This window comes from Burkholderia sp. IMCC1007 (assembly GCF_027257875.1).
Classification (GTDB): Bacteria; Pseudomonadota; Gammaproteobacteria; order Burkholderiales; family Burkholderiaceae; genus Burkholderia.
The window spans coordinates 69,944-95,910 of the sequence record NZ_JAPVQY010000003.1 but is presented as its reverse complement, the minus strand read 5'-3'; the positions used below and the strand labels follow the sequence as shown (position 1 = coordinate 95,910).

Here is a 25,967-nt window from a genome sequence, read left to right as displayed (position 1 = left end):
CGCGAAACACCGCGAACCGCCCATTGACAGCCCACGCTCAGGTGTGATTTGATTCCGGCCATGCAAGCCGCCCAGCCCCTCTTCTCGCTACGACTACTAGCCCGTTCTTCCGGGCTGGGTCTGCGGCTGCGCGCTTTCCATCTGCTTCTTTCCTGAAGCGCCAGATTTCCCCCGCATCACCGACCTGGCCCCGGTTATCGACCGGCGCCTGAGTTCGTCCTGCTTCCGTATCGCTCCTGCTCCGTCCCGGTCGCTCAACCGCCAAGGCCGTCGTTCGCCGTACCGCTTTGCCGCCTTTTTGCCGTTTTTACCGCTGCGCGCGCAGCCGGCCGCCATCCGTGACGGCTGCTGCGCGGCGGTGACCCGACCAACCGACCGAGGACCGAAACCATGATGCTGAAGAACCCTGCGACGAAGTACCGACCGTTCACGCCCGTCAACCTGCCGAACCGCACGTGGCCGTCGCGCACGATCACGCAGGCGCCGATCTGGATGAGCACCGACCTGCGCGACGGCAACCAGGCGCTGTTCGAGCCGATGGACGCCGCGCGCAAGATGCGGATGTTCAAGACGCTGGTCGCGATCGGCTTCAAGGAAATCGAGGTGGCGTTCCCGTCGGCATCCGAGACCGACTTCAACTTCGTGCGCGAACTGATCGAAGGCGGCCATATTCCCGACGACGTGACGATCGAGGTGCTCACGCAGGCGCGCGACGACCTGATCGAGCGCACGTTCGACGCGTTGCGCGGCGCGAAGCGCGCGATCGTGCACCTGTACAACGCGACCGCGCCGGAATTTCGCAAGATCGTGTTCGGCCTCGAGCGCGACGGCGTGAAGCAGCTCGCGGTGAACGCGGCGCGCACGATCAAGCGCTTCGCCGACGCGGCGACCGATACGCAGTTCACGCTGCAATACAGCCCCGAAACCTTCACGGCGACCGAACTCGATTTCGCGAAGGAAGTGTGCGACGCCGTGTTCGACGTCTGGCAACCGACACCCGAGCACAAGGCGATCGTGAACCTGCCGGCCACCGTCGAAGTCGGCACGCCGAACTTCTATGCGGACCAGATCGAATGGATGCACCGCAATCTCGCGCGGCGCGATGCGTTGATCCTGTCCGTGCATCCGCACAACGACCGCGGCACCGCGGTCGCGGCGGCGGAACTCGCGGTGATGGCCGGTGCGGACCGTATCGAGGGCTGTCTGTTCGGCAACGGCGAGCGCACGGGCAACGTCGATCTCGTGACGCTCGCACTGAACCTGTACACGCAGGGCGTCGATCCGGGCCTCGATTTCTCGCAGATCAACGAAGTCGCGCGTACGGCCGAGGAATGCACGCAGTTGCCGATCCATCCGCGCCATCCGTACGTCGGCGACCTGGTGTTCACCGCGTTCTCGGGCTCGCACCAGGATGCGATCAAGAAGGGCTTCGCGGTGCAGCGCCCCGACGCCGTGTGGGAAATGCCGTACCTGCCGATCGACCCGAGCGACCTCGGCCGCACCTACGATTCGATCATTCGCGTGAACAGCCAGTCGGGCAAGGGCGGCATCGCGTACCTGCTGGAGCAGGGCTATGGCATCGCGCTGCCGCGTCGTCTGCAGGTTGATTTCAGCGCGGCCGTGCAGCGCCTGACCGACGACAGCGGCCACGAGGTGACGAGCGCGCAGATCTGGTCGCTGTTCCAGCAGGAATACGTGGAGGGCGACGCGCCGCTGCATTACGTCGGCCATGAGCTGACCGAGCGCGACGGCCGCGAGACGATCGTGCTGACCGCCGACGTGCACGGCGAGCGCCGCGTGCTGCGCGGCGAGGGCAACGGCCCGCTCGACGCGCTGATGCACGCGCTGCGCACGCCGCTGCGGATCCAGCACTACGAGGAGCGCGCGCTGTCGCAGGGCGCCGATGCGAAGGCGATCGCGATCGCCGAACTGGCCGGCGCGGGCGTACGCGGCAGCGCGTTCGGCGTCGGTATCGACGCGAACCTGACGACTGCGTCGATTCGTGCGGTGATCAGCGGCGTCAACCGCGCGTATGTGCGCGCGGACGAAGCGGCGCAGGCGACGTTTTTTGCCGCGCAGCCCGCGGTGAAGGCCGTCGCGTAAGCGCGGCGGCGGCGGCCGTGCCGGTCCGTTCCGGCGCGGCCGTTTCGCCGGGCTTGCCGCTGCCGCCGCCGCGCGGCGCGGCGAGTGCGTCGCGCAGTTCGCGCTTCATGAAGTCCACCCACGCGCGCGTCTTCGCATCGAGATGGCGGCGCGACGGATACACCAGAAACACGCCCACGTCGTCCGCGCGGTAATCGGGCAGCACCCGCAGCAGCGTGCCCGCGCGCAGCCCGTCATCCACGACGAAATCCGGCAGCAGCCCGATTCCCGCCCCTTCCTCCACCGCGATCGCGAGCGATGCCGCGACGTCGGCCGTCATCGCCGGCTCGAATGCGATCGTCTGCGCGTCGGCGCCGTTCGTCAGCGTCCATTCGCGCGTCGGATAAGCGGGCGCGACCAGTTGCACGCAGCGATGCTGCGCGAGCGCGTGCGGCGTGCCGGGCGTCCCGTGGCGTGCGACATACGCGGGCGATGCGCACAGCACGCAGCCGATCCGCCCGACGTCGATCGCGACCTGATCGGAGCTCGGCAGGCTCGGCATCGCGATCACCGCGACGTCGTAGCTGTCGCGGATCAGGTCCGGCACACGCGGCGCGAGCGTCAGGTCGACGCTGACATCCGGATAGCGCGCCTGGAAACGTGCGACGAGCGGAATCACGAAACGGTTCGCGATGCTCGCGCTGCAATGCGCGCGCAGCCGGCCGTGCGCATGCAGCCGCGCGCCGCGGGCCTCGCGCTCGCTTGCGTCGACGGCCAGCACGATGTCGCGGGCACGCGCCAGATAGCGTTCGCCGGCTTCGGTCAAGCACATCGAGCGGGTCGTGCGGTTGAGCAGCCGGATGCCGAGATGCGTTTCGAGCGCCGCGATCGTGCGGCTGACGTATGCGGTCGTGAGCTGGAGCCGCTTGCCGGTCTCGGTGAAGGTGCCCGAGTCGGCGAGCGTGACGAACACCTGCATGCCTTGAATCAGATCCATCGGTGTGGCGCGAGTGCGTGCGATGCCGCTACTGTAGCGAGCGCTGCCGCGCGCCGCGCACGCGCGCCAGCGGTCGATCGTCGCGAAATGGACAGTACCGTTCAGCGGCGCCGGAAGTATTCGCTCGGCGGCACGCCGAGCGCCTTGCGGAACATCGCCGCGAACGCGCTCGGACTGTCGTAGCCGTGTTCGAGCGCGAGCTCGAGGATCGGCGTGCCGGCCGCAAGGCGCGGCAGGCTCAGCAGCAACCGCGCATGGCGGCACCACGCGCCATGCGTCATGCCCGTTTCGCGCTTGAAGGTGCGGGCGAGCGTGCGCTCGTTCATGTGCGCGTCGCGCGCCCACGACTGCAGCGTGACGACCGACGACGGATCGTTGATCAGCTGCGTGCACAGTGCGGCGAGCGCGGGATGACGCGGCATCGGCACATGCAGCGACAGCAGCGGCGCGATTTCGATCTCGTCGAGGATCAGCGCGAGCACGCGGCCCGCGCGATGCGTGAGGTCGTAGTCGGCCGGCAGTTCGCACGCCGTCACGATCAGTTCCCGCAGCAGCGTGCCGACCTCGATCACGCGGCACTCGCGCGGCAGGCTCGGCCGCACCTCCTGCGCGACGAACACGGTGCGCATCTGCACGTCGCCGGCCATCCGGATCTCGTGCTGCGTGCCGCGCGGCACCCACACCGCCCGGCCGGTCGGCACGACCCAGCTGCCGGCATCCGAATGCACCAGCATCACGCCGGAAATCGCGTGTATCAACTGGCCGTGCTGATGCGAATGCGGCGGATAGGCGGCGCCGGCCGCCGCGTCGGATGCGACGACGGCGATCTGCCGGTGCTTGTCCTTGCGCTCGAGCGCACTGAAGAATTGATCCACGTGTCCTTTTCTCGACGACGAATGCGCTTTGCGCGCGAGATCGACCGAATGGGTCGAAATTACCATAGGCCCATCATTTGTTCGACTGCCCTTGCACGATGCGCGCCACGTTATCGCTTCCGCTCCCTGCTTTGCTTCCCGTTTTGCTCCGTCGCTCGTCCGTTGCCATTGCGGTTGCGCTTGCAAGCGGGGCAATGCTGTCCGCGTGTTCCGTCGGCGAGCCGTATCGGCCGCCCGTGGCCGATGCCGCACGCACGGCGCCGTTCGATGCGGCGGCCGATGCACCCGTCGTATCCGGCGACGCGTTGCCCGACCGCTGGTGGCAATTGTTCGACGATCCCGCGCTGGACGCACTCGTGCGCGAAGCGCTCGCGCAGAACCGCGATCTCGCGGTGGCGGCGGCCCGCGTGGCGCGTGCGCGCGCCGTGCTCGACGAAGCGGACGCCGCGCGGCTGCCCGACACGGCGACGAGCGTCGGCGTCGACTACGGCAAGCATGCATCCGACCAGCTCGTCGCCAGTGCGAACGGCAGCGATGCGCGCACGCGCTGGGGTTTCGCGCCGTCGTTCGCGGTGTCGTGGGAGATCGATCTGTGGGGACGCGTCGGCCATCTCGTCGATGCCGCGCGTGCCGATTCGGAGGCCGTGCAGGCCGCGGCGGATGCGATGCGCGTCGCGGTGGCCGCCGAGACGACGGCCGCCTATGCGCAGGCCTGTGCGTACGGCGAGCGGATCGACGTGGCCGAGCGCTCCGTCGCGATCGCCGACCGGCTTGCCGCGCTGACCGCACGACAACGCGCGCATGGCCTCGTGTCCGACCTGGAAGTCGCGCGCTCGCGCGCGTTCGCCGACGACACGCGTGCCGACCTGCCCGCGCTCGCAGGCGCGCGCCGCGCCGCGTTGTATGAGCTGGCGGTGCTGACCGGCCACGCGCCAGGCGCGATCCCGGCTGCGGCCGAGCATTGCCGCGCGACGCCGGCGCTCGCCCGGCCGTTCCCGGTGGGCGACGGCGCCGCGCTGCTGCGTCGCCGTCCCGACCTGCGTGAAAGCGAGCGTCGGCTGGCGGCGTCGAATGCACGGATCGGCGTCGCGACGGCCGAGCTGTATCCGTCGATCGTGCTCGGCGGCTCGGTGAACGGGTTGTCGCCCACCGGCGATCCGTCGTCGCTCGGCGACAAGTACGCGTTCGCATGGGGCGTCGGGCCGCTGATCACGTGGCGCGTGCCGAATCTGGCGGCGAGCCGCGCGCAACTCGCGCAGGCGCGTGCCGACGATATCGCCGCCCGTGCGTCGTTCGACGCGCAGGTGCTGCGCGCGCTGAAGGAAACCGAGCAGGCGCTCGCACGGTACGGCGCCGAGTGGCGCCACAAGTCCGCACTGGAAACCGCGCGAGCCGAGCATGCACGCGCGTACCGGCTCGCCGAACTGAATTACGACGCGGGCGCGCTGGACTTCCTCGGCGTGCTCGACGCGCAGCGCAGCCTCGTCGCGGTCGATTCGGCGCTCGCCGCATCGACGCAGCAGGTCGCGCTCGACCAGATCGCCGTCTTCAAGACCCTCGGGGGCGGCTGGCACCGCTAGCCGGCCGTTCGTGAACCCGCACGCAACCCACCATTCCGAATCCGCTCATGAGCACCACCGCCGTACCTGAAAAATCCGCCCGGTTCGCCCGGCGCCACTGGATCGCCGCGCTCGCCTTCATCGTCGTGATCGCGCTTGCCGTGTTCGGCTGGCACTGGTGGACGATCGGCCGTTTCATCGAACAGACCGACGACGCCTACGTGCGCGCCGATGTCGTGACCGTCAGCCCGCGCGTGGCCGGTTATGTCGCAAGCGTGGCCGTCGACGACAACCAGCCGGTGCGGCGCGGCGACGTGCTCGTCACGCTCGACGAACGCGACTACCGCGCGAAGCTCGACGACGCGCAGGCGGCGGTCGCCGCGGCCGATGCCACGCTGCAGGCCGAGCAGGCCGCGGCCGCGACGCTGGACGCACAGATCGGCCAGCAGCGCAGCGTGATCGCGCAGGCACAGGCCGACGCGGCCGCCGCGCGTGCGGAGGCCGCGCGGCGCGATGCCGATGCGGAGCGCTATCGGCATCTGCTCGCCGAATCGGCCGCCAGCGGACAGCGCTGGGAGCAGGCCCACGCCGATGCGCTGAAGGCGCGTGCGGAGCTGGCCCGCGCGAACGCGGCCGTCCATGCGCAGGACGATCAGCAGACGGTGCTGCGCCGGCGCCGCGCGCAAAGCGCGGCCGCGATCGACCAGGCCCGGGCGCGGCTCGCCGCGTCGCGCGCGAAGCTCGCGCTCGCGCAGCTCGATCTCGAACACACGGTGATCCGCGCGACCCGCGACGGCACGATCGGCCAGCGCGCGGTGCGTGCCGGCCAGTACGTCGAGGTCGGCATGCCGCTGCTGGCGGTCGTGCCGTTGCGCGACGTGTACGTGGTCGCGAACTTCAAGGAGACCCAGCTCGGCGCGATGCACGACGGCCAACCGGTCGAGATCGACGTCGACACGTATGCGGGCCACACGCTGCATGGTCGCGTGATCGGGCTTGCGCCGGGCTCGGGCGCCGAGTTCGCGCTGCTGCCGCCCGACAATGCGACCGGCAACTTCACGAAGATCGTGCAGCGCGTGCCCGTGAAGATCCGGCTCGATAATTTGCCGCCGGGCCTCGTGCTGCGGCCCGGGATGTCGGTGCTCGCGCGGGTCGATACGCGCGGTGCGACGGGAGCCGCATCGTGACGGCTTCGGCGGCACCGGCCGCACCGGACGAAGCGGTGTCGCTGCGCGCGTGGGTCGCGGTGCTCGGCGGCGTGTTCGGATGCTTCATGGCGGGGATGAACGTGCACGTGACGAATGCATCGCTGCCCGACATTCGCGGCTCGCTCGGCGCGAGCTTCGAAGAGGGATCGTGGATCTCGACCGCGTACCTCGTCGCGGAGATCGTCGTGATCCCGTTGACCGGCTGGCTCGTGCAGGTGTTTTCCGCCCGCCGCGTGCTGCTCGTCGGCGCGACCGGCTTCCTCGCGTTTTCGGTCGCGTGCTCGGTTGCGCCGACCATCTCGTCGATGATCGTCGCGCGGGCATTGCAGGGTGCGTTCGGCGGCGTGCTGATTCCGCTGTCGTTCCAGCTGATCGTCACCGAGCTGCCGCCGTCGAAGCATCCGCTCGGGATGGCGCTGTTCGCGGTGGCGAACAACGTCGCGCAGGCGGCCGGGCCGTCGCTCGGCGGCTGGCTCACCGACATGTATTCGTGGCGCTGGATCTTCTACCTGCAGATTCCGCCCGCGATCGCGCTGATCGTCGCGATCGCGTGGGCAATCCGGCCGGTGCCCGTGCAATTGTCGAAGCTGCGCCAGGCCGACTGGTTCGGGATCGCGACGATGGCGCTCGGCCTGAGCGCGCTGCAGATCGTGCTGGAGGAGGGCGGGCGCAAGGACTGGTTCGCGTCGAACCTGATCGTCGAGCTGTCGACCGTCGCGGCGGCGGGGCTCGTCGCGTTCGTCGCGATCGAGTTGCGGCGCAAGGAGCCGTTCATCAACCTGCGGCTGCTTGGCCGCTACAACTTCGGGATCGCGAGCCTGATGCAGTTTCTGTTCGGCGCGGTGGTGTTCGGCGTCGTGTTCCTCGTGCCGAACTACTTCGCCGAACTGCACGGCTACAGTGCGCGCGACATCGGGCTCGCGATGATCCCGTACGGGATCGTGCAGTTCGTGATGTCGTTCCTGACGCCGCCGCTGATGCGCCGCACGAGCGCGCGCGCGACGATCGTGCTCGGCTTCGTGCTGGTCGCGGCCGGCTGCCTGATGAACATCCATCTCACCGCCGATGCCGCGTCGAACGTGATCGTGCCGTCGCTCGTCGTGCGCGGGATCGGACAGTCGCTGGTCGTGATCGCGCTGTCGGTGATGGCGGTCGACGGGATCGAGAAGGCGCAGCTCGGCTCGGCGTCCGGCGTGTTCAACATGGTGCGCAACGTCGGCGGTGCGATCGGCATCGCGGTGGCGAGCCAGATCGTCGTCGAGCGGCAGAAGCTGCATGCGATGCGGATCGGCGAAGCGGTGACGCCGTTCTCGGCTGCGTTCCAGGAGCGGATGGCGACGCTCGCGCGGCTGCTGTCGCGCGTGCATGTGCCGCGCGACGAGGCGTTGCCGGGTGCGGCGACCGGCGGCGTGCACGAACTGGCGCTCGCGCTGGTGAATCAGCGCGTGATGCGCGAGGCGCTTCTGATGGCGTACAGCGATACGTTTCTGATCGCAGGTGTCGCGATGCTCGCGTGTACGGCGGCGGCGTTCGTGTTGAAGGGGAAGAAGAAAGCGTGATGGGGATGCGCGCCCGCTATCGCGCGCCACATACCAGGCGAAAAATTCAGGCCATGCGCATTCGCGTGACGGTGCTGTCGCGGCCGTGACGCGTGCGACGCGCGTATGGCTGCGCGCCGCTACGCTGCAGCGGCCGGCTCCGCCTATTCGATCGTGAACGGCCGTGCGGCGCACCGGCCGTATTTGGCCGGCCGAAGGGCATCACTGCCCGAATCGCTGCGACAGGGTGTCGTTCAGCCGCGCTGCCGTGATCTCGCCCATGTGCGATTCGACGAGTTCGCCGTTCGCGTTGAAGAACAGCGTCGTCGGCAAGCCGCGCGACCCGTACGCCTGCATCGCATGCAGCGACGGATCGAGCAGCACGTTGTCGAAGCGCAGACCCTGCTGCGCGAGGAACGCGCGCACTGCCTGCGCGTTTTCGCCCTGGTCGAGCATCAGCACCGTGATGTCCGGATGATCGCGCTGTGCTTGCGCGAGGATCGGCATCTCGCGCCGGCACGGCGCACACCACGTCGCCCACAGGTTCACGACGACCGGCTTGCCGGCATAGCGTTGCGGCAGCACGGGCGTCGCATCGAGCGCTTCGAACCGCATCGCGGTGAACGGCGGCGCGTTGCGCTGCAGCGTCGCGAGCGTGCCCTGCGCGATGCCCCATGCGGCGAGCCCCACGACGATGCCGGCCGCCACCGGCCGGCGCAGCGCAGGCAGACGACGCAGCCGCCACGCGGCGAACACCAGCGCGGCCGCGATGCCGATGCGCCAGTCGAAGCCGCCGTCGCCGAGCGCGACGATCGATCGCGGCGCGGCCGCATAGTCGCGCCACCACTGCGCGACGTAACCGACACGCGCGGCGATCAGCCCGAGCAGCAGCACGTCGAGAATGAGGCTCGACGCGGTCTTGTGCTGGCCGTCCGGCGGGCGGCGCTGCATGAAGCGCGCGACGAGCCACGCCAGCAGCGCGGCGGCGGCAACGGCGATGACGCGGATCGAAAAGGGACCGAGACTCAACATGGGAAGAAAGGGCTGGAGGAGAAGAGGAGCGACCGTAGACGGCGATGCCGGCGGCGATCGTGTCGCGTTTCGACCCCGCATCATGCACGCGGGTTCCCGGTTTTTCCTGCGTCGGCGGGCGGCGCGCATCGTCCGATGGATGAAGCGCGGGTACGCGGCACCGGCATTCAGGACGACGTCGCTTTCATGCAGGCCTCCCGAGTATCGTGCAAGAACCGAAGCTCGTGCCCACACGCGCCGGTTACTTCCCGTTGCCGTCGGAGCGGGCGGCCGAGCCGCCGAGCCGGTACGCGGTGAAGAACTCGGCCCACGGCGAACCGGCGGCAACCGGCACGTGCAGCGCCGACGTCCGCTGTTTCAGCGCGGTAAACACGTCGTTGATGCGCGCCGTTTGCTCGGGATCGCTGAATGGTCGAGGCCGCACGCGGCCGGCTGCGAACGCGCCGTACGCGATCGCGAGCAGCCGCGCACTGTCGTCGAGCGAGAAGATCGAGCCGTTGATCGCTTCGACGAGGCGCGGCCGGTCCGCCTCGCGTGACGCCGCGAGGCACTGATACACGATCGCCGACACCTCGTGCAGATCGTTCGCGCGCAGCAATGCCGGCAGCGTCGACGCGATCCGGTCGGCCGATTCGTCCTGGATGGCCTTGCCGAAGTCGATCACTGCGGCCATCGGGTTGCTGTCCTGCTTCGCGCGATCGAGCGCCGACACCTGTGCCGCGATCGCCGCATGCGCGTCGTCGGCCGGAGCCGATCGCAGCACCTGCGCGACCTGCTGTTTCCATTCCGGAAAAATCATCCGCACGTTGCCGAACTGCTCGCCGCCCTGCGCGGCCGGATCCCATCGATAAACGATCGTGCCGCCGTGAATGAACGGCGAATACAGATGGTCGGGCGTTTGCGGCAGCGGCCGCCGGTCGATCGCGAGCCACGCGAGCGTCAGCCAGTCGTAACGGCCGGTGGCCGGCACCGACGGGCTCGAACGCGCGACGACCTGCCACGTGCCGCGATTCGCATAGCGGCGGCGTGCGTCGGGCACCGCGACGGTCTGCTGTTTCGCGGTGTCGAAGTAGGTGTTGCCGGTGACGATCGCGCCGCTGTCCTTCGCGGGGGTGATGGTGGCGATGACCCACGACGCACCGTCGGGCGAACGATAGTCGGCCGGCTGCAGCGTGGCGACGTCGTGCACCATCCGCGTTTCGGCGGCGACGGTGCTCGGCGGCAGATCGGCGGGACCGGAGACGATACTCGGCATCGACTTTCCTCGAAATCGGGTGCGCATCGCCGAGCGGCGCCGATGCGTGGCGGAGCGCGGGATTGTCTCGTTACTGTAGAACGTCGCTGCCGCAAACGGAAACCGGCCGGCGCGCGATCCGCGCTCACGCGCGCGGCGACTTCGGCTTACCATCGCGTTCTGGGCCAACGCGCAGAACACCGAACGACCATCGAACGAACATCGAACCGACGCGCAGATGACCGACACGAAAATCATCACCGAACACTGGACGTACGTTGCCGACCAATGGATCGACTGGGCCGGCAGGCCGGGCCACGACGCGTTCTGGAAGTATCGCGACGGGCTGGCCGCGTATATCGGTCGCGGAACCGGCCGCGCGCTGGAGATCGGCTGCGGCGAGGGCCGCGTGAGCCGCGAGCTGAAGGCGCTGGGCTACGACGTGACGGCGAGCGATGCGGTGCCGGCGATGCTCGACGCCGCGCGCCGCGCCGATTCCGCGCACCGCTACGCACTTGCCGATGCCGCATCGCTGCCGTTCGATCCGGCCAGCTTTGACGTCGTGATGGCGTACAACGTGCTGATGGATCTCGACGACATGCCGGCCGCGCTGCGCGAGGCGCGCCGCGTGCTGAAGCCGGGCGGGCTGCTGTTCGTGTCGCTCGTGCATCCGTTTCGCGATCGCGGCCGCTTCGCGGGGCCGCAGCCCGATGCGCCGTTCGTGCTGGACGGCACGTATTTCGGCAGCGCGCATTTCGAGGGCGTGGAAACGCGCGACGGGCTGTCGATGCACTTCGCGGGCTGGTCGCTGCCGCTTCAGGCTTACATGGATGCGCTGGAGGCGGCCGGCTTCGCGATCGTGTCGCTGCGCGAGCCGCTGCCCGACCGCGCGGATACGGACCAGCTGAAGCAGTGGTCGCGCGTGCCGCTGTTTCTGTGGATCAAGGCGCGGCCGCTCGCTTGAATCCTTGCGGCGCGGCCATGACCGCGGCCGTGCAGCGTGCTGTCCGATCAGCGCGGCAACACCTTTCGATAGATCACGAAGCCGGTTTTCTCCGCGACGGTGTCGTAGAGCCGCATCGCGGTGTGATTCGTTTCGTGCGTCTGCCAGTACACGCGCTCCGCGCGATGCGCGCGCGCGGCGTCGTACACGGCTTCGATCAACGCACGGCCCACGCCCTTGCCGCGTTCGCTGTCGAGCGTGAACAGATCCTGCAGATAACACGTCGGGCCGGCGAGCGTCGTGCTGCGGTGATACAGGAAGTGCACGAGCCCGACCAGGCGGCCGTCGCGTTCCGCGACACGCGCATGCACGGGCTCGTAGCCGTCGAAGAAGCGCGACCACGTGAGCTGCGTGATGTCGCGCGGCAGCGCGGTGTCGCCGAAGCGGCCGTAGAAGCGGTTGTAGCCGTCCCACAGCGGCAGCCAGTGGTCGAAATCGTCTTCGCGCACGGGGCGCACGGTCAGGCTGGTGTCGGTAGCGTTCATGGTGGAGAACCTGTCGAAGGGATGAAATCAAGCGTTGCCGGCGCGGCCGGAAACGGGAACAGGCATCCACGATAGAAACTTCGTGGCACCATGTGTAGACCCATGACACTTCCTCTTTCTGGAGCCACGATGGATTACGCGGTGCTGCTGTCGACCTTCGAGCGCGAAGCGGGGCCGCATGCGGTCACGCGGATGTCGCAGCAGCAGCGGCTATATACGTGTTTGCGCGACGCGATCCTGAGCGGCCGGATCGCCGAAGGCGCGCGGCTTGCCGCGTCGCGCACGCTGGCCGGCGAACTCGGCATCGCGCGCAATTCGGTGCTGTACGCGTACGAGCGGCTCGCGTCGGAAGGGTTCGTCGCCGGCACGCGGCAGGGCACGGTCGTGGCGCGGATGGGCTTGCGCGCGTCGCCGGCCGCTGCTGCGGCGCCCGCCGGCGATACGACGGTGCTGTCGCGACGTGTCGCACGCACCGAGCGCGCGACGAGCGGCCTCGACGAGTCGCTGCCGTTCATGCCGGGCGCGCCGGCCGTCGATGAATTTCCGCTCGCGCAATGGCGGCGTTGCATCGAACGCGCATGGCGCACGGCCGGGCCGGCGCAGCTCGGCTACCAGCCGGCGGAAGGCGACGCGGCGCTGCGCGATGCGATCGCCGCTTATCTGCGCGCGTCGCGCGGCGTGCGTTGCGATGCGGAGCAGGTGATCGTCACCGACGGCACGCAGGGCGCGCTCGACCTGTGCGCCCGCGCGCTGGCCGATGCGGGCGATGTCGCATGGATCGAGAACCCCGGCTATCACGGCGCGCGCAACGCGTTTCTCGCGGCCGACCTGCGGGTCGAGCCGATCGGCGTCGATGCGCAGGGGCTCGCGCCGCATCCGGACGACTGGCGCGATCGTGCGCCGAAGCTGGTCTACATCACGCCGTCGCACCAGTATCCGCTCGGCGCGGTGATGAGCCTGGAGCGGCGGCTCGCGCTTATCGCGCATGCGCGCGCGGCCGGCGCGTGGATCGTCGAAGACGACTACGACAGCGAGTTCCGCCACGACGGCACGCCGCACGCGGCCGTGCAGGGGCTCGCCGACGACGCGCCGGTGATCTACCTCGGCACCTTCAGCAAGGTGATGTTTCCGGCGCTGCGGCTCGGCTTCATGGTCGTGCCGCCCGCGCTTGCGCGGCCGCTGCGCGACGCGGCGGGCGCGCTGATGCTGCACGGCCGCGCGGTCGAGCAGCGCGCGCTCGCGGATTTCATCGACGCCGGGCATTTCACGCGGCATCTGCGCCGCATGCGCCGCGTGTATGCCGAGCGGCGCGACGCGTTGCACGACGCGCTGGCGCGGCGGCTGAGCACACGGCTGACGGTATCGGGCGGCGCGGGCGGCATGCATCTGTCCGCGCGGCTCGACGTGCCGGTGGCCGACATGGAGTTGAGCCGCGTCGCGCGCACGCACGGGCTGATCCTGCGGCCGCTGTCGTCGTTCTGCGTGCCGGGCACCGCGCACGGCTACAACGGGCTCGTGCTCGGCTACGGCGGCGTGCCGGCCGAGCGGATGGATGCGCTCGCGCGCCGGATCGGCGAGATGATCGACCGCGTGCTGGTCAGGCGGTGACGGTTGGCGCGCTGCGACGCGATTGCATCGCAGTGCCTGTCGGCTTATCCGCGCATCGGCGGATTGAGCCGCGCGAACGCGTGCTGCCGATGGCCCGGCAGTGACGGCTGACGCGCCGCGATTGCATCGCAGTGCGGCGGCGCGCTCGTCGAAATCCTGCGCGATTTCTCGCCGGGCGACATCGGCCTGCAGATCGTCTATCCGGGCGCCGGCGTGCAGCCGCGGCGCGTGCGCGCGCTGATCGACCGGTTGACGCAGGCGCTGACGACGGCTTGATCGCACACCGGTCGCGCCGCATCCGGTGCGCGCCGATGCCGGTTTCCGACGCTGTAACGTCTAATGCGATGCATCGATGGACGGCCCGGCCCGAACACGACGGCAAACGCACGAATCGCCCGCCGATCTCGTTGTCCACGCTTCGTCATTTAGCTAATATTCGAAACGTTAACCGGGGCCGGACCCATGGACGACGTCACCCGCATCAGTGCACTGGCCAACGAAAGCCGCCTGGCCGTGATGCGCTGGCTCAAGCAGCCGCGCAAGCATTTCCCGCCGCAGCCGCACGGCGACTTCGACGAACTCGGCGTGTGCTGCACCTACATCACCGAGAAGCTCGGCATCGCGCCGGCCACGACCACGCGCCACATGCGCATCCTCGCGGATGCCGGGCTCGTCCGCGCCACGCGCGTCGGCAAGTTCACGTATTACAAGCGGATCGACGATGCGCTGCATCGATTGGGCCGCGACCTCCTGCAACTCTGATCTTCACAGAGGCAATCGACATGGACGAACTCGCACTGCTGGCCGACGCCGACCGGCGCGCGCATGACTATCTCGCATCGACGAACGAACGGCGCGCGTATCCCGACGCCGCCGCGCTGGCCGGCCTCGCCGCCTTCGACGAGCCGCTGCCCGATACGGGCCGCCAGGCCGACGACGTGCTGCGCCTGCTCGACGAGCGCGGCACGCCGGCGACCGTCGCATCGAACGGCCCGAACTACTTCGGCTTCGTGATCGGCGCGACGCTGCCCGCTGCGGCCGCGGCCGAGCGGCTGATGCTCGCGTGGGACCAGTGCGCGTCGTCGTTCGCGAATTCGCCGGTGGCCGCGACGATCGAGCGGCAGGCCGCGCGCTGGGTCGTCGACGTGCTCGGGCTGCCCGAAGACAGCGCGGTCGGGTTCGGCACGAGCGCGACGGCCTGTACGCTCGTCGCGCTGGTCGCCGCGCGGCGTGCGCTGCTGGCGCGCAAGGGCTGGAACGTCGACGACGACGGCCTGATCGGCGCGCCCGAAGTGAAGGTCGTGCTCTCCGAACTCGCGCACATCACGGTGAAGAAGGCGCTGCGCGTGCTCGGTTTCGGGATGAAGCGCGTCGTCGTCGCACCGGTCGACGCGCACGGCCGGATCGATCCCGCGCAATTGCCGCCGCTCGACGACATGACGATCCTGTGCGTGCAGGCCGGCGAAGTGAACACCGGCGAGTTCGATCCGTTCGCCGCGCTGATGCCGCGCGCGAAAGCCGCCAACGCATGGGTGCACGTGGACGGCGCGTTCGGCCTGTGGGCGCGCGCATCGGCGAAGCGCGCGCTGACCGACGGCATCGACGGCGCGGACAGCTGGACGACCGACGGTCACAAATGGCTCAACACGCCGTACGACGGCGCGATGGTGATCTGCCGCGACGCGGCGGCGCTCGCGACCGCGATGAACAGCGACGCCGTCTACCTGAGCGGCGCGCAGGACGCGCAGAAGAACCTGAACCTCGAATTCTCGCGGCGCGCGCGCGGCATTCCCGTGTGGGCCGCGTTGCGCTCGCTCGGCCGTGCCGGCGTGGCGACGATGGTCGAGCGGCATTGCGCGCAGGCGTCGCGCGTCGCGGATGGGCTGCGCGCGGCCGGCTACGACGTGCTCAACCGGGTGGTGCTGAACCAGGTGCTCGTGCGCGCCGGCACCGACGACGAGACGCTCGCGATCCTGCAGGCCGCGCAGGATTCCGGCAGCGTGTGGTTCGGGCAGACCGTATGGCAGGGGCGGCCGGCATTTCGGATCAGCGTGTCGTCGTGGCGCACCGAGGACGAACACATCGACCGTCTCGTCGCGCTGCTGACGAAACTGCGCGGCGTGCACGTGGGTTGAACGGCGACGGCGCGTATGCGTTGGGCGCGGTGCTTGCGTCGTCGCGCTTGGGTTGACTACGCGCCGTCGTCATCCTTCCCCGGCACGCTCGCCGACGCCGCCTTCAGGCAGTCGATCAGATGCAGCGCGGCCGGCGTCAGCAACGCATGCCGCCGCATCACGATCGCGACGGTCAACGTCGGCAGCGGCTCGGCGAGATCGAGTGTGACGATTCCGCGCGACTTGCGCTCGACATCGGCGAGCGGCCGCGCGAACACGCCGAGCGCATCCGTCTGCGACACGAGCCCGAGCGTCGCGGCGAACGACGGACAGTGGAGCACCCGCTTCGGTATCTCGAGCCCGTACGGCGTGAAGATCGAGTGCACCAGATCGTCGCCGCGCTCCCCATAACGCGGCACGCACCATTGCGCATCTCCCAGCTCGCGCAGCGAGCGCGCCCGCGCGAGCCGATGGCGGCTTCTCGCGACGACCACGAACGCCGTGCGGAACAGTGCAATGCTCGCGAATTCGTCGGGCTCCGGCAGCGCGTTCGACAATTGATGGGTCACGATGAAATCGAGCGAACCGTCGCGCAGCCGCGCAAGATCGGTCGCGGTCAGCGCATCGTCGACGTTGACGGTCGCGCCGGGCAGCTTGCGCGTGAACGCGTCGAATGCGCGCGGCAGGATCGTGAGCGCGACGGTCGGGCTGACCGCGATCGACACCGATCCGCTGGTACCGAGCCGCAACTGCTCGATTTCGTCGTGCGTGCGCTGGATCTCCTCGACGATCAGCCGCGCGCGAATCGCGAAGGCGCTGCCGTAATCGGTCAGCGCGATGCCCTTGACGCTGCGCATCACGAGCGGCACGCCGAGCTCCGCTTCGAGCTCGCGCACGACGCTGCTGACGGCCGGTTGCGTGACGCCGAGCGCGCGGGCCGCGCCGCGGATGGTGCGGTGTTCGGCGACCGCGAGAAACGCATCGAGCTGCTTGAGCTTCATGGGGTGACAAGAGGAAGTTATCGCACGCAACGAAATCTTGGATTTTTCTTATCGGATCGAGTGTATATGCTCGGAGCTTTTGAGGAGCGGTCGCGATGATTCTCGTTAACCAGCAACGGCTGTGGGATTCGCTGATGGAGATGGCGACGATCGGCGCGACCGCGCGCGGCGGCAGCTGCCGGCTCGCGCTGAGCGGCGACGAGGTGCTCGGCCGGCAACGCTTCATCCGCTGGTGCGAGGAAGCCGGGTGTGACATCCGCATCGATCCGATCGGCAACGTGTTCGCGCGCCGGCCCGGCACGCAGCCCGACGCGCCGGCCGTGATGTGCGGCAGCCATCTCGATACGCAGCCGCTCGGCGGCCGCTTCGACGGCGTCTATGGCGTGCTCGCGGGCCTCGAAGCGATTCGCACGCTGAACGAGCATGGCGTCGTCGCGCGCCATCCGATCGACGTCGTCGCGTGGACCAATGAAGAGGGCTCGCGTTTCACGCCGGGCATGATGGGCTCGGCCGTCTATGCGGGCACGCTCGATCTCGACTACGCGCTGGGCCGGCCGTGCATGCAGACGGGCGTGCTGCTGCGCGACGAACTCGCGCGCACCGGTTTCGCCGGGCGCGAGCGCGAGCGGCAGATGCCGAAGGCCTATTTCGAAGCGCATATCGAACAAGGCCCGGTGCTGGAGAACGCCGGTATACCGATCGGCGTCGTGACCGGCGTGCAGGGCATCTACGAACTCGACGTCACGGTGACCGGCTTCGAGTCGCATGCGGGCACGACGCCAATGAGCGTGCGCAAGGACGCGATGGGCGTGGCGGCCGCGATGATCGCCGCGATCGTCGAGCATGGGCACGCGTTCGATGCCGAGGCGCGCGTGACCGTCGGCCACGTCGCGTGCCAACCGAATTCGCCGAGTACGATTCCCGGGCTCGTGCGCTTCAGCGTCGACGTGCGCCATCCGTCGCAGCCGGCGCTGCAGCGGCTCGTCGCCGATATCGACGCGATCTGCCGCGAGCGGATTCCGCTGCGCGGCACGCAGGTCGACGTGCACACCATCGCCGAATACGAGCCGGTGGTGTTCGATGCCGACTGCGTCGCGCGCGTGCGGCACGCGACGGTCGCCGCCGGCTATCCGTATCTCGAGATGTGCAGCGGCGCGGGGCACGATGCGGTGAACCTGTCGTACGTTGCGCCGAGCGCGATGGTGTTCGTCCCGTGCAAAGCCGGCCTGAGCCACAACGAGGCCGAGGATGCCGATCCGCAGCATCTCGCGCAAGGCGCGTCGGTGCTCGCGAACCTGCTGGCCGATTGCGCGCGGTAGCGGTGCGCTCGGGCGTGCATGTGTGCCTTTCTCGTCTGCGTGAAAATGTCGGACAATGGCGCTGCGTATGCGCCGTGCCCGCGCGGGCGGCGCGTTCAACCGCTGCATTCACGCTGACGAGATCCCCATGTCCACGACACCTCCCCGGGAACTGCTGAAAGCCGCCGACATCGCGAAGATGGAGCCGACGCGCGCGGTGCATTCGCTGAATCCCAACGCTGTTCGCCTCAAAAGACAGCTCAGCGACCTGACCGGTCTCACGCAGATCGGCGCCCATCTGCTCACGCTGATGCCGGGCAGCGAATCGTCCGAGTATCACCGTCACCTGTACGAAGAGGAATGCGCGTACGTGCTGTCCGGCACGGGCGCCGTCACGATCGGCGAGCGCCGTCACGACATCGGCGCGGGCGACTTCCTCGGCTTCCCGCGCGGCGGCGAAGCGCACGTGCTCGAGAACACCGGCGATGCGCCGCTCGAACTGCTGATCATGGGCCAGCGTCTCGAACACGACGTGTGCGAATACCCGCGAATCGGCAAGCGGCTGCATATCGCCGGCGAGCTCGAAGATTTCGTCGAGTTGCCTGCGCGGTCTTGAGCGCGCATTCGGTTTCTTGCGCTCTCGCTTGCTCGTTCGCATCGTTTGCGTCGTTTGCTCGCCGGGCGCGTATCGCTTCCGGCGCGATCCGTTCCGTGCGATCCGGACGGCAGTGGCCGTCATGTTCGCTCTCGGTCGCGGCGTCGCGCTTATGATGCGGGAACGCCACTGACAGGATTTCACGCCATGGACGCGCCGCATCCGCCGATGAACGCCCCGATTTCCGAAACGGAAGCTGAAACCGAAACCGTCGCCGAGCCGCGCGCGTCGCGCGTGCAGCGGCCCGTCGCGCTCGTCACCGGATCGACATCGGGGATCGGCGCGGCCATCGCCCGGCGCCTGGCGGCGGACGGTTACGCGGTGATCCTGCATTCGCGCAGTTCCGCCGACACGGGCCGCGCGATGGCGCGCGAACTCGGCGCAGCCTACGTGCAGGCCGATCTCGCGGACGATGCGGCGCGCGTGCGGCTGATCCGCGATGCGCTCGCGGTGCACGGTCGCCTCGACGTGCTCGTGAACAATGCGGGCGCGAGCCGCGTGATTCCGCACGACGATCTTGCCGCCGCGACGCCGGAGGTATGGCGCGAGATGCACGAGATCAACGTGATCGCGCCGTTCCGGCTCGTCGCCGAAGCGCAGCCCGCGCTCCTCGAGGCGGCGTCGAGCGGGCGTGCCGGGTGCGTCGTGAACGTCAGCTCGCATGCGGGCGTGCGGCCGAAGGGCGCGTCGATTCCGTATGCGGCGGCCAAGGCCGCGCTCAATCACACGACCCGCTTGCTGGCGCGCACGCTCGCGCCGGCGATTCGCGTCAATGCGGTCGCGCCGGGGCTCGTCGATACGCCGCTGACTGCCGACTGGACCGAAGCGCAGCAACTGTGGCGCGAGCGCGCGCCGATGCGCCGCGCGGCGACGCCGGACGATGTCGCGCAGACGGTTGCGATGCTCGTCGCGTCCGATTACGTGACGGGCGAGATCGTGATGCTCGATGGGGGGATGAACCTGACGTGACGGAGGGTGCTTGCGGGGACGGTGTGGATCGAGGCGGTTGAGGCGACGCGGCGGCCGCGTGCCCGCGTCGCCCGCCGGCGGCGAAGCCGCCTGGCGGCTTCACCGATCCCGGCTTCACCGATCCCGACGTCAGCCGAGATTCGCCCGCAGCCGCGCAAGCGCGTGGTCGTGCGTGCGTTCGAACTTCAGCGGCGTGACTGCGATATAGCCTTCGCCGAGCGCGACCGTTTCGGAATTCGCATCGTCGTCGCGCGGCCTGCGGGCCAGCTTCAGCCAGTGGTATTCGATGTCGCGCGGGTCGCGCCCCGACACGATCTCGACGCCCTGCAGCGTGCCGGCGCCCTGGTTCGTCACCTTCAGGCCGCGCACGTCGTCGGCCGGCCGCGGCGGGAAATTCACGTTCAGGCACGCGTCGCTGTCCCAGCCGGCCGCGACGAGCCGGCGAATCACGTCCGGCGCATGCGTGAGCGCCGTATTCCACGGCACCGCGTTGCGGTCGCTGAACGCCTGGCTCAGCGCGATCGCCGGCACGCCGACCAGCATGCTCGTCATCGCGGCGCCGACCGTGCCCGAGAACACCGTTTCGGTACCGAGGTTCCCACCGCGATTCACGCCGGACAGCACGAAGTCGGGCCGCGCGTCCTTCATCAGGTGGCTGACCGCGATCGCGACGCAATCGCCCGGCGTGCCGCGCACCGCGAAGCGGCGCTCGCCCTTGCGATGCACGCGCAGCGGCTCGTGCAGGCTCAGCGAATGCGACGTGCCGCTCTGGTCCTCCGCCGGCGCGACGATCCAGACTTCGCGCGCCAGTTGCGTGGCGACTTGTTCGAGCACTTCAAGGCCGGGGGCGTCGAATCCGTCGTCGTTGGTGAGCAGGACGCGGTCGAACAGCGGGCGGGTTTCTTGCATCGGGATGATCCTCGCAGGTAGGCAATGAGACGGGAACGGCATCGCAGGTACATCCGCAAGGCTAGCATCCCGTCGCACCGCGTGTCGTGTCGAGCAGGGCCGCACGGGGCGTGCGGACGCGAAAACGGGCGCATCGCGCGTCCGTTCCCGGATTCGAAAGCCGCCCGTGCGGCCGGTCGGAAGCGCGTTTTGCGCGCTACCCGAGCAGATGCCGCAGCAGGCCGGCCGACGCGACGCCGACGATCACGGTCGGCAGGATCGACAGGCGCGTCGCCGCGAGCAGCGTGACGGCGAGCGCGAGCAGGTCGGCCGGGCGCGTCGACACGAAGGCCGGCGCGATCACCGAGATCAGCACGCAGCCCGGCACGTTCTCCATCACCGACGCCATCCGCGGGCTCAGCGTGCGGTTGCGCAGCAGCACGTAGCCGAGCACGCGCGACAGGTAGGTCGTCGACGCCATCAGCACGATGGTCGCCACCGTCGCGAAATCAGGCAGCATCGCGCGGCTCCCACAGCAGCGCGGCGATCAGGCCCGCGCATGCGCCGGCCGCGACGTACCACGCGCCGGGCACGGCCAGATGCGTGGCCGCCGCGACGACGAGGCTCACGAACCACGGACGGCTCGCGCGCATGCCTTTCCACATCCCGCGCAGCAGCACCAGAAACACGGCCGTGAACGCCATGTCGAAGCCGTACTGCTCGACGTTGCCGATCGTCGGGCCGACCGCGGCGCCGAGCGTCGTCATCGAGATCCACGTCAGGTAGAGCCCGGAACACACGCCCGCGTAATACGGCACGCTGATATGCGTGGCCGAGCGCGAGCGCGCGTCGGCGAGCGACATCGCCCAGCTCTCGTCGCACATGAAGAACAACGCGGCGAACGCGCGGCGGCGCGGCAGGCGCCGGATGTACGGCTCGAACGCCGCACCCATCAGGATGTGGCGCGAATTCACGAGGAATGACATCGCGACGATCAGCGCGATGTGCGGCGGCGACGTCCACAGGTGGATCGCCGCGAATTCGGAGCCGCCGCCGAAGTTCAGGCCCGTCATCATCGGCACCTCGAACAGGCTCAGCCCTTTTTGCGCGGCCTGCGCGCCCAGCACCAGCGCGAACGGCACGAAACCCAGCATGACGGGCAGCGCCGCGCGCAATCCGCGACCCATCTCGGCGACATAGGCGGGCTTGTCGCGAAGCCCGGACGACGTTGAAACGCTACTGCTCATTACTCCTCCTTCGGGGGACGAGGATTGTCTGCTTTTTTGACTCGAATCGGGTTGCGTTGTGGCCAGATATTCCTGAGAATTTGGCATTCAACGTGTGATTCGAGATTTTTTTGGAATTGGGTGCCAATGAAGCTTGACGCTATCGACCGCCGGATCCTGAGCGCGCTCCAGCGCGACGGCCGCATGCAGAACGTGGAACTCGCGCACGAGGTCGGGCTGTCGCCGTCGCCGTGCCTGCGCCGTGTGCGGCTGCTCGAGGAAGCGGGCGTGATCGAGAAATACGTGGCCGTGCTGAACCCGGCGAAGGTGGGCAAGGGGCTGACGATCTTCACGCGCGTCTGGCTCAAGGGGCAGGACGCGGGAACCGTGAACCGCTTCGCGGAGGCCGTCCAGCAGATGCCGGAAGTCGTCGAATGCCATCTGATGGCCGGCGACTGCGATTTCCTGCTGCGCGTGGTGGCGGCCGACATCGACGACTATCGGCGCTTCCAGATGGAATACCTGACGCGCATTCCGGGCGTGCTCAGCGTGAAGACCGACATCCCGATGCAGAAGATCAAGCTCACGTCGGCGCTGCCGACGTAACGCGATGCGGGCGGATGGCGACGGCGGCGACAAAGGTCATCGGCCGGTGACAATCCCCCGATAAACTCGCGAAACAAGCCGCTTCGCCGCACGCCGGATGCATCGCTGTCCGGCGTCGCGCGAGCAAGCAACTAACGGTCATCCGCGTAGCGATCGGGCGGGCGCGATGCGCGACGTTCTTCGCAGGTCGCTGCGTTTTTTCGTCGGGTCGCGCATGCAGCCATTCAACAATCCGTGGAATTCGCTGGAAATCGTCAAGCTCGTGCTCGGCGTGCTGACGCCGTTGTCGGTCGCGTGTCTCGGCTGGCTCGTCGCGCGCCGGCTGAAGCGGCTCGAGCTCGTGCAGTGGACCAACCAGCGGCTGATCGAGAAGCGGCTCACGCTGTACGACACGGTCGCGCCGCAGCTCAATGCGCTGCTGTGCTTCTACACGTGGATCGGCTACTGGAAGGACATCTCGCCGGACGACGTGATCCGCGCGAAGCGCGAGCTCGATCGCACGTTTCACATCTATCGCTACCTGTTCGACGACGACGTGTACGACGCGTATCACACGTTCATCCACGCGTTGTTCGAGATGCATACGGGGCCGGGGCGCGATGCGCGGATCCGTTCGCTGATCCAGGCGCCGGACGGCGACCGCCGCGTGCACGGCACTTATGAATGGAAGCCGGCATGGGTCGAGCGTTTCTCGACCGCGAACGTGACCGACAAGGCCGACGTGGTGGAGCACTACACGCGGTTGATGGAGCGGCTGCGCGTCGCGCTCGGCGCGAATCGCTGAACGCTGCTTGCTCGTTGGTCGTTGCTCGCTACTTGTTGCCCGTTGCTTGTTGTCTGTTGCTGTCGCGCGCCGGTATCGGAATCCGCTACGCGGCGACGCGAATTGCCGGCCGGGTGCGGTGATTCAAGCGAACGAGATCACGAGTTTCTTGCCACAGGCTGCCGCGTACTTGCGCAACGTATCGATGGACGGTGAATGCTGACCCGTTGCGAGCGCGCGCTCGAGGCGCGTGACCGCCGGTGCCTTGGTGCCCATGCGCTCGGCGACATCGGCTTGCGACAGCCCGGCGTCGCGCCGCGCAGCGAGCATCGCGTCGAGCAGTGCGAGGTCTTCGCGGTTCAGCCGTTCGTATTCGGCGCGCACCTCGGGGTCGGACAGCGCGCGCTCGCGCAGTTCCTTATACGTTGCCATCTTGAACCTCCTTGAGTCGGCGGCGCGCGGTTTCCAGTTCTTTCCGGGGCGTCTTTTGCGTCTTCTTCACGAAACAATGAAGCATGACGATACGCCGGTCGACGATCGCGCAGTAGAACACTCGCGCGATGCCTGCTGCGCCCTTGAGCCGCATTTCGTACAGCCCGTTGCCCATCGACTGCGTGTGCGGCTCGCCGAGGTTCGGGCCGTACTGCTCCATGCGGTCAGCGAGCGCGAAAAAACGGGCGAGCAGCGTCTTCGGTAACGTGAGGACTCCCGTCTCGACGCGCGCATTGAAGAACTGAATCTCATACGCGGTAGGCATCATAGTAACAAATATGTTATGTCGACACAAGCACGATTCCTGGCCGCGGCGGCGAATGCAGGCGGCCGGTCGCGTTCGCGACGTCAGGAGTCGCTTTGGGGGGACTCGACTAAAAGCGGAAGGCCCGGCCGGATTCGGGGTGGGCCGAAGCGCGCGCGGCGCGCCGCGGTATCACTGCGGACTGCGCCCGTTGAAAGAACTGCCGGAGGCGATTGCGGCGGTCGACAGCGTCAGTTCCGCCCGGCCACCGCGAGCCGCGCGGCCAACCCCACGAACACCGTGCCGAGCAGATACTGCGGCAGCTTGGACGGCCGCCGGCGCGCGCCGAGCCGCTGGCTCAGCCGGCTCGCGGACAGAATCACCGCGCCGTTGACGACGATCCCGATCAGGTTGAGCACCGTCGCGAGCACGAGAATCTGCACGGCGATCGACCCGTGCTCAGGCTGCACGAACTGTGGGAACAGCGCGAGCACGAACAACGCCATCTTCGGATTCAGCAGGTTCGTTGTCAGGCCCTGACGGAAAATCGCGACGGTCGAGTGGCGACGTTGCGACGCAATGGGCGACAGTGCCGTCGCATCGGAGCGGAAAGTCTTCCATGCGAGATACAGCAGATAGGCGGCGCCCGCGAAGCGCACGGCGTCATAGGCGATCGGCACCGCGACGAAGAGCTGCGACAGCCCGAGCGCGGCCGCGAGCGCGTGGCAGTACGTGCCGGCCTGGATGCCGGCGAGCGTGGCGAATCCCGCACGGCGGCCCTGGCTCACGCTGCGCGACGCGATCAGCAGCATGTCGGGGCCCGGTGTGGCGGTCAGCGCGAGACACGCGCCGGAGAAGAGCGCGAGCGTGGAGAGGTCGATCATCGGCGTCCCTTTGGGCTGGAGAGGCGTGAAAGGGAGGCCAGTTTAGGAGCGGCGGCAGCGAGGGTCAATCGACCGAACGGCAGATGGTTCGACGCTTTGGAGCGGCGGGTGGCCGATGGATTCGGCTGATCGCCGAGACGACGCCCGCGCGACGCCCGACGCCCGACGCCCGAGGCGCGAGGCACGACGCCCGAGGCACGGCGCCCGAGGCACGGCGCCCGACGCCCGCACCGCGCCGGCACGACGACGCCCGCCCGCGCCGGCTACTGCTTCCGGCACGCCACCTGATAATCGATCACGGTATTCGCGGACGGCGTGTCCGGCTCGCCGCCGACCGTCGTCACACCAAGCACGCCGGCCGCGCTTCGATACCGCAACGCGCAATACCCCATGCCGGTGCCCGAACATGCTTCGGCTTCGATGATCCCGTGTTTCGCGAGCGTCGCCGCGCCGTCCATCGGGTCCGGCTTCTCATGCGGACGCAGCGGCTGCCAGCCATGCGAGATCAGGATCTTGCGCGCCGCGTCGAGCGGCTTCCCGTAGACGTTCGGCACGACCGCCCGCCCGTGGCAGTACGTGCGTTCGGCGGCGACCGCGGTCAGCCGCAAGCCGCCGTTCTCTTCGCGCAGTTCGCCGACGGGCGGCGCAGGGCCGTCGCCGCCCCAGACCAGCAGTGCGCCGCTTTCGAGCTGATCGACCGGGCCGAGTTGCCAGCGGGCCGCACGGGCCGTGTAGCCGAGCGCGACGAGCGCCGTGCCGTCGAACACGCCGATGTTGGCGTTGCGCGCATGACAGATCGCGCTCGTGCCGGCCTGGAAGCCGCTCGCGAACGTGACGACCGTGTAGCGGCCGAGCGGTGCTTCGGACGTCACGAGCCAGCCGCGCTTCGCGACGTCGCGGCCGGCCGCGGTGGCGGCCTTCACGCGATATCGCCCGCAAAATTCGTCGAGCGAGCCATTCTCCGGCGAGCGCGGCAGCGCGCCGAGCGGGACCAACGACGCGCCCGCGATATCGGACGCCGTCCGCAGCGTATCGGCCGCTGCCGCGCCGCCGGCGGCAATGCACGCGAGCGCCGCGATCGATACGATGCGGCGGGCAAACAGCCGGGCAAGAATACGGGGCACGTGATCTCCGGGAAAAGAGGGCCGACGCGACGATCGCGGGTTTCACGAATGCACGCGCGCCGCAGTGCGGCCCGTCGCGGTG

Annotated in this window: 26 protein-coding genes and 1 pseudogene; 14 read left to right on the top strand and 13 right to left on the bottom strand. The window is 68.7% G+C overall.

Translation table 11 applies throughout. The features are described 5' to 3' along the window. Positions 1 to 393 precede the first annotated feature (393 nt). Positions 394 to 2,103 carry a 2-isopropylmalate synthase gene (gene leuA, locus O1Q03_RS04510; protein ID WP_269502057.1) on the top strand — a complete coding sequence of 570 codons (1,710 nt, stop codon included), beginning with the start codon at positions 394 to 396 and terminating at the stop codon, positions 2,101 to 2,103. On the opposite strand, the gene O1Q03_RS04505 is transcribed toward leuA, so the two are convergent. Continuing rightward, on the bottom strand, positions 2,021 to 3,079 hold the full coding sequence (locus O1Q03_RS04505) for a LysR family transcriptional regulator (protein ID WP_269501837.1): 1,059 nt from the start codon (positions 3,077 to 3,079) through the stop codon (positions 2,021 to 2,023). The two genes, leuA and O1Q03_RS04505, sit on opposite strands and share 83 nt — an antisense overlap. A gap of 101 nt (positions 3,080 to 3,180) precedes the next feature. Continuing rightward, positions 3,181 to 3,954, bottom strand: coding sequence for an AraC family transcriptional regulator (locus tag O1Q03_RS04500; protein WP_269501836.1), 774 nt, complete (start codon positions 3,952 to 3,954; stop codon positions 3,181 to 3,183). 194 nt (positions 3,955 to 4,148) lie between these two features. Here O1Q03_RS04500 and O1Q03_RS04495 point away from each other — a divergent pair, with 194 nt between their 5' ends. Genes O1Q03_RS04495 through O1Q03_RS04485 form a run of 3 tightly spaced genes read left to right on the top strand, consistent with a single transcriptional unit; the run spans position 4,149 to position 8,280 of the window. Next, a complete protein-coding gene (locus O1Q03_RS04495; protein ID WP_269501835.1) occupies positions 4,149 to 5,534 on the top strand; it encodes an efflux transporter outer membrane subunit in 1,386 nt (461 codons plus the stop codon). Between the two features lie 47 nt (positions 5,535 to 5,581). Beyond that, entirely contained in the window at positions 5,582 to 6,700 is a 1,119-nt protein-coding gene (locus O1Q03_RS04490) for an HlyD family secretion protein (RefSeq protein ID WP_269501834.1), read from the top strand. After that, complete coding sequence (locus O1Q03_RS04485) at positions 6,697 to 8,280, top strand: DHA2 family efflux MFS transporter permease subunit (RefSeq protein WP_269501833.1); 1,584 nt, start codon at positions 6,697 to 6,699, stop codon at positions 8,278 to 8,280. The genes O1Q03_RS04490 and O1Q03_RS04485 overlap by 4 nt, the downstream gene beginning before the upstream one ends. A gap of 201 nt (positions 8,281 to 8,481) precedes the next feature. Here O1Q03_RS04485 and O1Q03_RS04480 read toward each other — a convergent pair whose 3' ends face one another. Together O1Q03_RS04480 and O1Q03_RS04475 are read right to left on the bottom strand one after the other, a co-directional pair. Beyond that, positions 8,482 to 9,291 (bottom strand): TlpA family protein disulfide reductase, encoded by an 810-nt coding sequence (locus O1Q03_RS04480; protein WP_269501832.1) that lies wholly within the window; start codon positions 9,289 to 9,291, stop codon positions 8,482 to 8,484. Positions 9,292 to 9,532: 241 nt separating this feature from the next. Continuing rightward, a complete protein-coding gene (locus O1Q03_RS04475) occupies positions 9,533 to 10,546 on the bottom strand; it encodes a hypothetical protein (RefSeq protein ID WP_269501831.1) in 1,014 nt (337 codons plus the stop codon). A gap of 217 nt (positions 10,547 to 10,763) precedes the next feature. Between O1Q03_RS04475 and O1Q03_RS04470 the strand changes: the two genes are divergently transcribed. Continuing rightward, a complete protein-coding gene (locus O1Q03_RS04470; protein WP_269501830.1) occupies positions 10,764 to 11,489 on the top strand; it encodes a class I SAM-dependent methyltransferase in 726 nt (241 codons plus the stop codon). A 47-nt stretch (positions 11,490 to 11,536) separates the two neighbouring features. Here the strand turns inward: O1Q03_RS04470 and O1Q03_RS04465 are convergent, their stop codons facing one another. Beyond that, entirely contained in the window at positions 11,537 to 12,013 is a 477-nt protein-coding gene (locus O1Q03_RS04465; protein WP_269501828.1) for a GNAT family N-acetyltransferase, read from the bottom strand. Between the two features lie 129 nt (positions 12,014 to 12,142). On the opposite strand from O1Q03_RS04465, the gene pdxR reads away from it, so the two are divergent. From pdxR to O1Q03_RS04445, 4 genes and pseudogenes are all read left to right on the top strand, one after another. Next, positions 12,143 to 13,621, top strand: a complete 1,479-nt coding sequence (pdxR, locus tag O1Q03_RS04460; RefSeq protein WP_269502055.1) for a MocR-like pyridoxine biosynthesis transcription factor PdxR — start codon at positions 12,143 to 12,145, stop codon at positions 13,619 to 13,621. A gap of 138 nt (positions 13,622 to 13,759) precedes the next feature. Further along, positions 13,760 to 13,897, top strand: a pseudogene (locus tag O1Q03_RS04455) (LysR family transcriptional regulator); the annotation flags it as partial. A gap of 186 nt (positions 13,898 to 14,083) precedes the next feature. Then, the gene (locus tag O1Q03_RS04450) at positions 14,084 to 14,383 is read left to right on the top strand and encodes an ArsR/SmtB family transcription factor (RefSeq protein ID WP_040139054.1); all 300 of its coding nucleotides are present in this window, start codon (positions 14,084 to 14,086) and stop codon (positions 14,381 to 14,383) included. A gap of 20 nt (positions 14,384 to 14,403) precedes the next feature. Beyond that, on the top strand, positions 14,404 to 15,756 hold the full coding sequence (locus O1Q03_RS04445) for a pyridoxal phosphate-dependent decarboxylase family protein (protein WP_269501827.1): 1,353 nt from the start codon (positions 14,404 to 14,406) through the stop codon (positions 15,754 to 15,756). A gap of 56 nt (positions 15,757 to 15,812) precedes the next feature. Here the strand turns inward: O1Q03_RS04445 and O1Q03_RS04440 are convergent, their stop codons facing one another. After that, positions 15,813 to 16,736 (bottom strand): LysR family transcriptional regulator, encoded by a 924-nt coding sequence (locus O1Q03_RS04440; RefSeq protein ID WP_269501826.1) that lies wholly within the window; start codon positions 16,734 to 16,736, stop codon positions 15,813 to 15,815. Between the two features lie 95 nt (positions 16,737 to 16,831). Between O1Q03_RS04440 and O1Q03_RS04435 the strand changes: the two genes are divergently transcribed. The 3 genes from O1Q03_RS04435 (at position 16,832) to O1Q03_RS04425 (ending at position 19,658) form a co-directional block, all read left to right on the top strand. Then, positions 16,832 to 18,055, top strand: a complete 1,224-nt coding sequence (locus O1Q03_RS04435; RefSeq protein WP_269501825.1) for a Zn-dependent hydrolase — start codon at positions 16,832 to 16,834, stop codon at positions 18,053 to 18,055. Between the two features lie 127 nt (positions 18,056 to 18,182). Continuing rightward, the gene (locus tag O1Q03_RS04430) at positions 18,183 to 18,650 is read left to right on the top strand and encodes a cupin domain-containing protein (RefSeq protein WP_269501824.1); all 468 of its coding nucleotides are present in this window, start codon (positions 18,183 to 18,185) and stop codon (positions 18,648 to 18,650) included. Between the two features lie 186 nt (positions 18,651 to 18,836). Then, positions 18,837 to 19,658, top strand: a complete 822-nt coding sequence (locus O1Q03_RS04425) for an SDR family NAD(P)-dependent oxidoreductase (protein ID WP_269501823.1) — start codon at positions 18,837 to 18,839, stop codon at positions 19,656 to 19,658. A 129-nt stretch (positions 19,659 to 19,787) separates the two neighbouring features. Here the strand turns inward: O1Q03_RS04425 and surE are convergent, their stop codons facing one another. The 3 genes from surE to O1Q03_RS04410 all read right to left on the bottom strand — a co-directional run bounded on the left by surE (position 19,788) and on the right by O1Q03_RS04410 (position 21,793). Next, positions 19,788 to 20,567, bottom strand: a complete 780-nt coding sequence (surE, locus tag O1Q03_RS04420) for a 5'/3'-nucleotidase SurE (RefSeq protein ID WP_269501822.1) — start codon at positions 20,565 to 20,567, stop codon at positions 19,788 to 19,790. A gap of 196 nt (positions 20,568 to 20,763) precedes the next feature. Then, the gene (locus O1Q03_RS04415) at positions 20,764 to 21,066 is read right to left on the bottom strand and encodes an AzlD family protein (RefSeq protein WP_442865742.1); all 303 of its coding nucleotides are present in this window, start codon (positions 21,064 to 21,066) and stop codon (positions 20,764 to 20,766) included. Continuing rightward, complete coding sequence (locus O1Q03_RS04410; RefSeq protein ID WP_098554568.1) at positions 21,056 to 21,793, bottom strand: AzlC family ABC transporter permease; 738 nt, start codon at positions 21,791 to 21,793, stop codon at positions 21,056 to 21,058. Before O1Q03_RS04410 ends, O1Q03_RS04415 begins: the two co-directional genes overlap by 11 nt. Positions 21,794 to 21,919: 126 nt before the next feature. Here O1Q03_RS04410 and O1Q03_RS04405 point away from each other — a divergent pair, with 126 nt between their 5' ends. Beyond that, on the top strand, positions 21,920 to 22,378 hold the full coding sequence (locus tag O1Q03_RS04405) for an Lrp/AsnC family transcriptional regulator (protein WP_098554569.1): 459 nt from the start codon (positions 21,920 to 21,922) through the stop codon (positions 22,376 to 22,378). Positions 22,379 to 22,592: 214 nt separating this feature from the next. Then, complete coding sequence (locus tag O1Q03_RS04400) at positions 22,593 to 23,162, top strand: hypothetical protein (RefSeq protein ID WP_269501820.1); 570 nt, start codon at positions 22,593 to 22,595, stop codon at positions 23,160 to 23,162. A gap of 123 nt (positions 23,163 to 23,285) precedes the next feature. Here the strand turns inward: O1Q03_RS04400 and O1Q03_RS04395 are convergent, their stop codons facing one another. From O1Q03_RS04395 to O1Q03_RS04380, 4 genes are all read right to left on the bottom strand, one after another. Beyond that, positions 23,286 to 23,573 carry a helix-turn-helix domain-containing protein gene (locus tag O1Q03_RS04395; RefSeq protein ID WP_269501819.1) on the bottom strand — a complete coding sequence of 96 codons (288 nt, stop codon included), beginning with the start codon at positions 23,571 to 23,573 and terminating at the stop codon, positions 23,286 to 23,288. After that, a complete protein-coding gene (locus O1Q03_RS04390; RefSeq protein WP_332112511.1) occupies positions 23,560 to 23,928 on the bottom strand; it encodes a type II toxin-antitoxin system RelE/ParE family toxin in 369 nt (122 codons plus the stop codon). Before O1Q03_RS04390 ends, O1Q03_RS04395 begins: the two co-directional genes overlap by 14 nt. A gap of 200 nt (positions 23,929 to 24,128) precedes the next feature. Then, positions 24,129 to 24,761, bottom strand: coding sequence for a LysE family translocator (locus tag O1Q03_RS04385; RefSeq protein WP_269501818.1), 633 nt, complete (start codon positions 24,759 to 24,761; stop codon positions 24,129 to 24,131). A 263-nt stretch (positions 24,762 to 25,024) separates the two neighbouring features. Continuing rightward, positions 25,025 to 25,885, bottom strand: a complete 861-nt coding sequence (locus O1Q03_RS04380; protein ID WP_269501817.1) for a hypothetical protein — start codon at positions 25,883 to 25,885, stop codon at positions 25,025 to 25,027. Positions 25,886 to 25,967: the final 82 nt, after the last annotated feature.

What these genes read in the sequence shown, in the direction of transcription:
- leuA (WP_269502057.1), top strand. Translation starts at nt 394, where the DNA reads ATGCTGAAGAACCCTGCGACGAAGTACCGACCGTTCACGCCCGTCAAC.
- O1Q03_RS04505 (WP_269501837.1), bottom strand. Translation starts at nt 3,079, where the DNA reads ATGGATCTGATTCAAGGCATGCAGGTGTTCGTCACGCTCGCCGACTCG.
- O1Q03_RS04495 (WP_269501835.1), top strand. Translation starts at nt 4,149, where the DNA reads ATGCTGTCCGCGTGTTCCGTCGGCGAGCCGTATCGGCCGCCCGTGGCC.
- O1Q03_RS04490 (WP_269501834.1), top strand. Translation starts at nt 5,582, where the DNA reads ATGAGCACCACCGCCGTACCTGAAAAATCCGCCCGGTTCGCCCGGCGC.
- O1Q03_RS04480 (WP_269501832.1), bottom strand. Translation starts at nt 9,291, where the DNA reads ATGTTGAGTCTCGGTCCCTTTTCGATCCGCGTCATCGCCGTTGCCGCC.
- O1Q03_RS04475 (WP_269501831.1), bottom strand. Translation starts at nt 10,546, where the DNA reads ATGCCGAGTATCGTCTCCGGTCCCGCCGATCTGCCGCCGAGCACCGTC.
- O1Q03_RS04470 (WP_269501830.1), top strand. Translation starts at nt 10,764, where the DNA reads ATGACCGACACGAAAATCATCACCGAACACTGGACGTACGTTGCCGAC.
- O1Q03_RS04465 (WP_269501828.1), bottom strand. Translation starts at nt 12,013, where the DNA reads ATGAACGCTACCGACACCAGCCTGACCGTGCGCCCCGTGCGCGAAGAC.
- pdxR (WP_269502055.1), top strand. Translation starts at nt 12,143, where the DNA reads ATGGATTACGCGGTGCTGCTGTCGACCTTCGAGCGCGAAGCGGGGCCG.
- O1Q03_RS04450 (WP_040139054.1), top strand. Translation starts at nt 14,084, where the DNA reads ATGGACGACGTCACCCGCATCAGTGCACTGGCCAACGAAAGCCGCCTG.
- O1Q03_RS04445 (WP_269501827.1), top strand. Translation starts at nt 14,404, where the DNA reads ATGGACGAACTCGCACTGCTGGCCGACGCCGACCGGCGCGCGCATGAC.
- O1Q03_RS04440 (WP_269501826.1), bottom strand. Translation starts at nt 16,736, where the DNA reads ATGAAGCTCAAGCAGCTCGATGCGTTTCTCGCGGTCGCCGAACACCGC.
- O1Q03_RS04435 (WP_269501825.1), top strand. Translation starts at nt 16,832, where the DNA reads ATGATTCTCGTTAACCAGCAACGGCTGTGGGATTCGCTGATGGAGATG.
- O1Q03_RS04430 (WP_269501824.1), top strand. Translation starts at nt 18,183, where the DNA reads ATGTCCACGACACCTCCCCGGGAACTGCTGAAAGCCGCCGACATCGCG.
- O1Q03_RS04425 (WP_269501823.1), top strand. Translation starts at nt 18,837, where the DNA reads ATGGACGCGCCGCATCCGCCGATGAACGCCCCGATTTCCGAAACGGAA.
- surE (WP_269501822.1), bottom strand. Translation starts at nt 20,567, where the DNA reads ATGCAAGAAACCCGCCCGCTGTTCGACCGCGTCCTGCTCACCAACGAC.
- O1Q03_RS04415 (WP_442865742.1), bottom strand. Translation starts at nt 21,066, where the DNA reads ATGCTGCCTGATTTCGCGACGGTGGCGACCATCGTGCTGATGGCGTCG.
- O1Q03_RS04410 (WP_098554568.1), bottom strand. Translation starts at nt 21,793, where the DNA reads ATGAGCAGTAGCGTTTCAACGTCGTCCGGGCTTCGCGACAAGCCCGCC.
- O1Q03_RS04405 (WP_098554569.1), top strand. Translation starts at nt 21,920, where the DNA reads ATGAAGCTTGACGCTATCGACCGCCGGATCCTGAGCGCGCTCCAGCGC.
- O1Q03_RS04400 (WP_269501820.1), top strand. Translation starts at nt 22,593, where the DNA reads ATGCAGCCATTCAACAATCCGTGGAATTCGCTGGAAATCGTCAAGCTC.
- O1Q03_RS04395 (WP_269501819.1), bottom strand. Translation starts at nt 23,573, where the DNA reads ATGGCAACGTATAAGGAACTGCGCGAGCGCGCGCTGTCCGACCCCGAG.
- O1Q03_RS04385 (WP_269501818.1), bottom strand. Translation starts at nt 24,761, where the DNA reads ATGATCGACCTCTCCACGCTCGCGCTCTTCTCCGGCGCGTGTCTCGCG.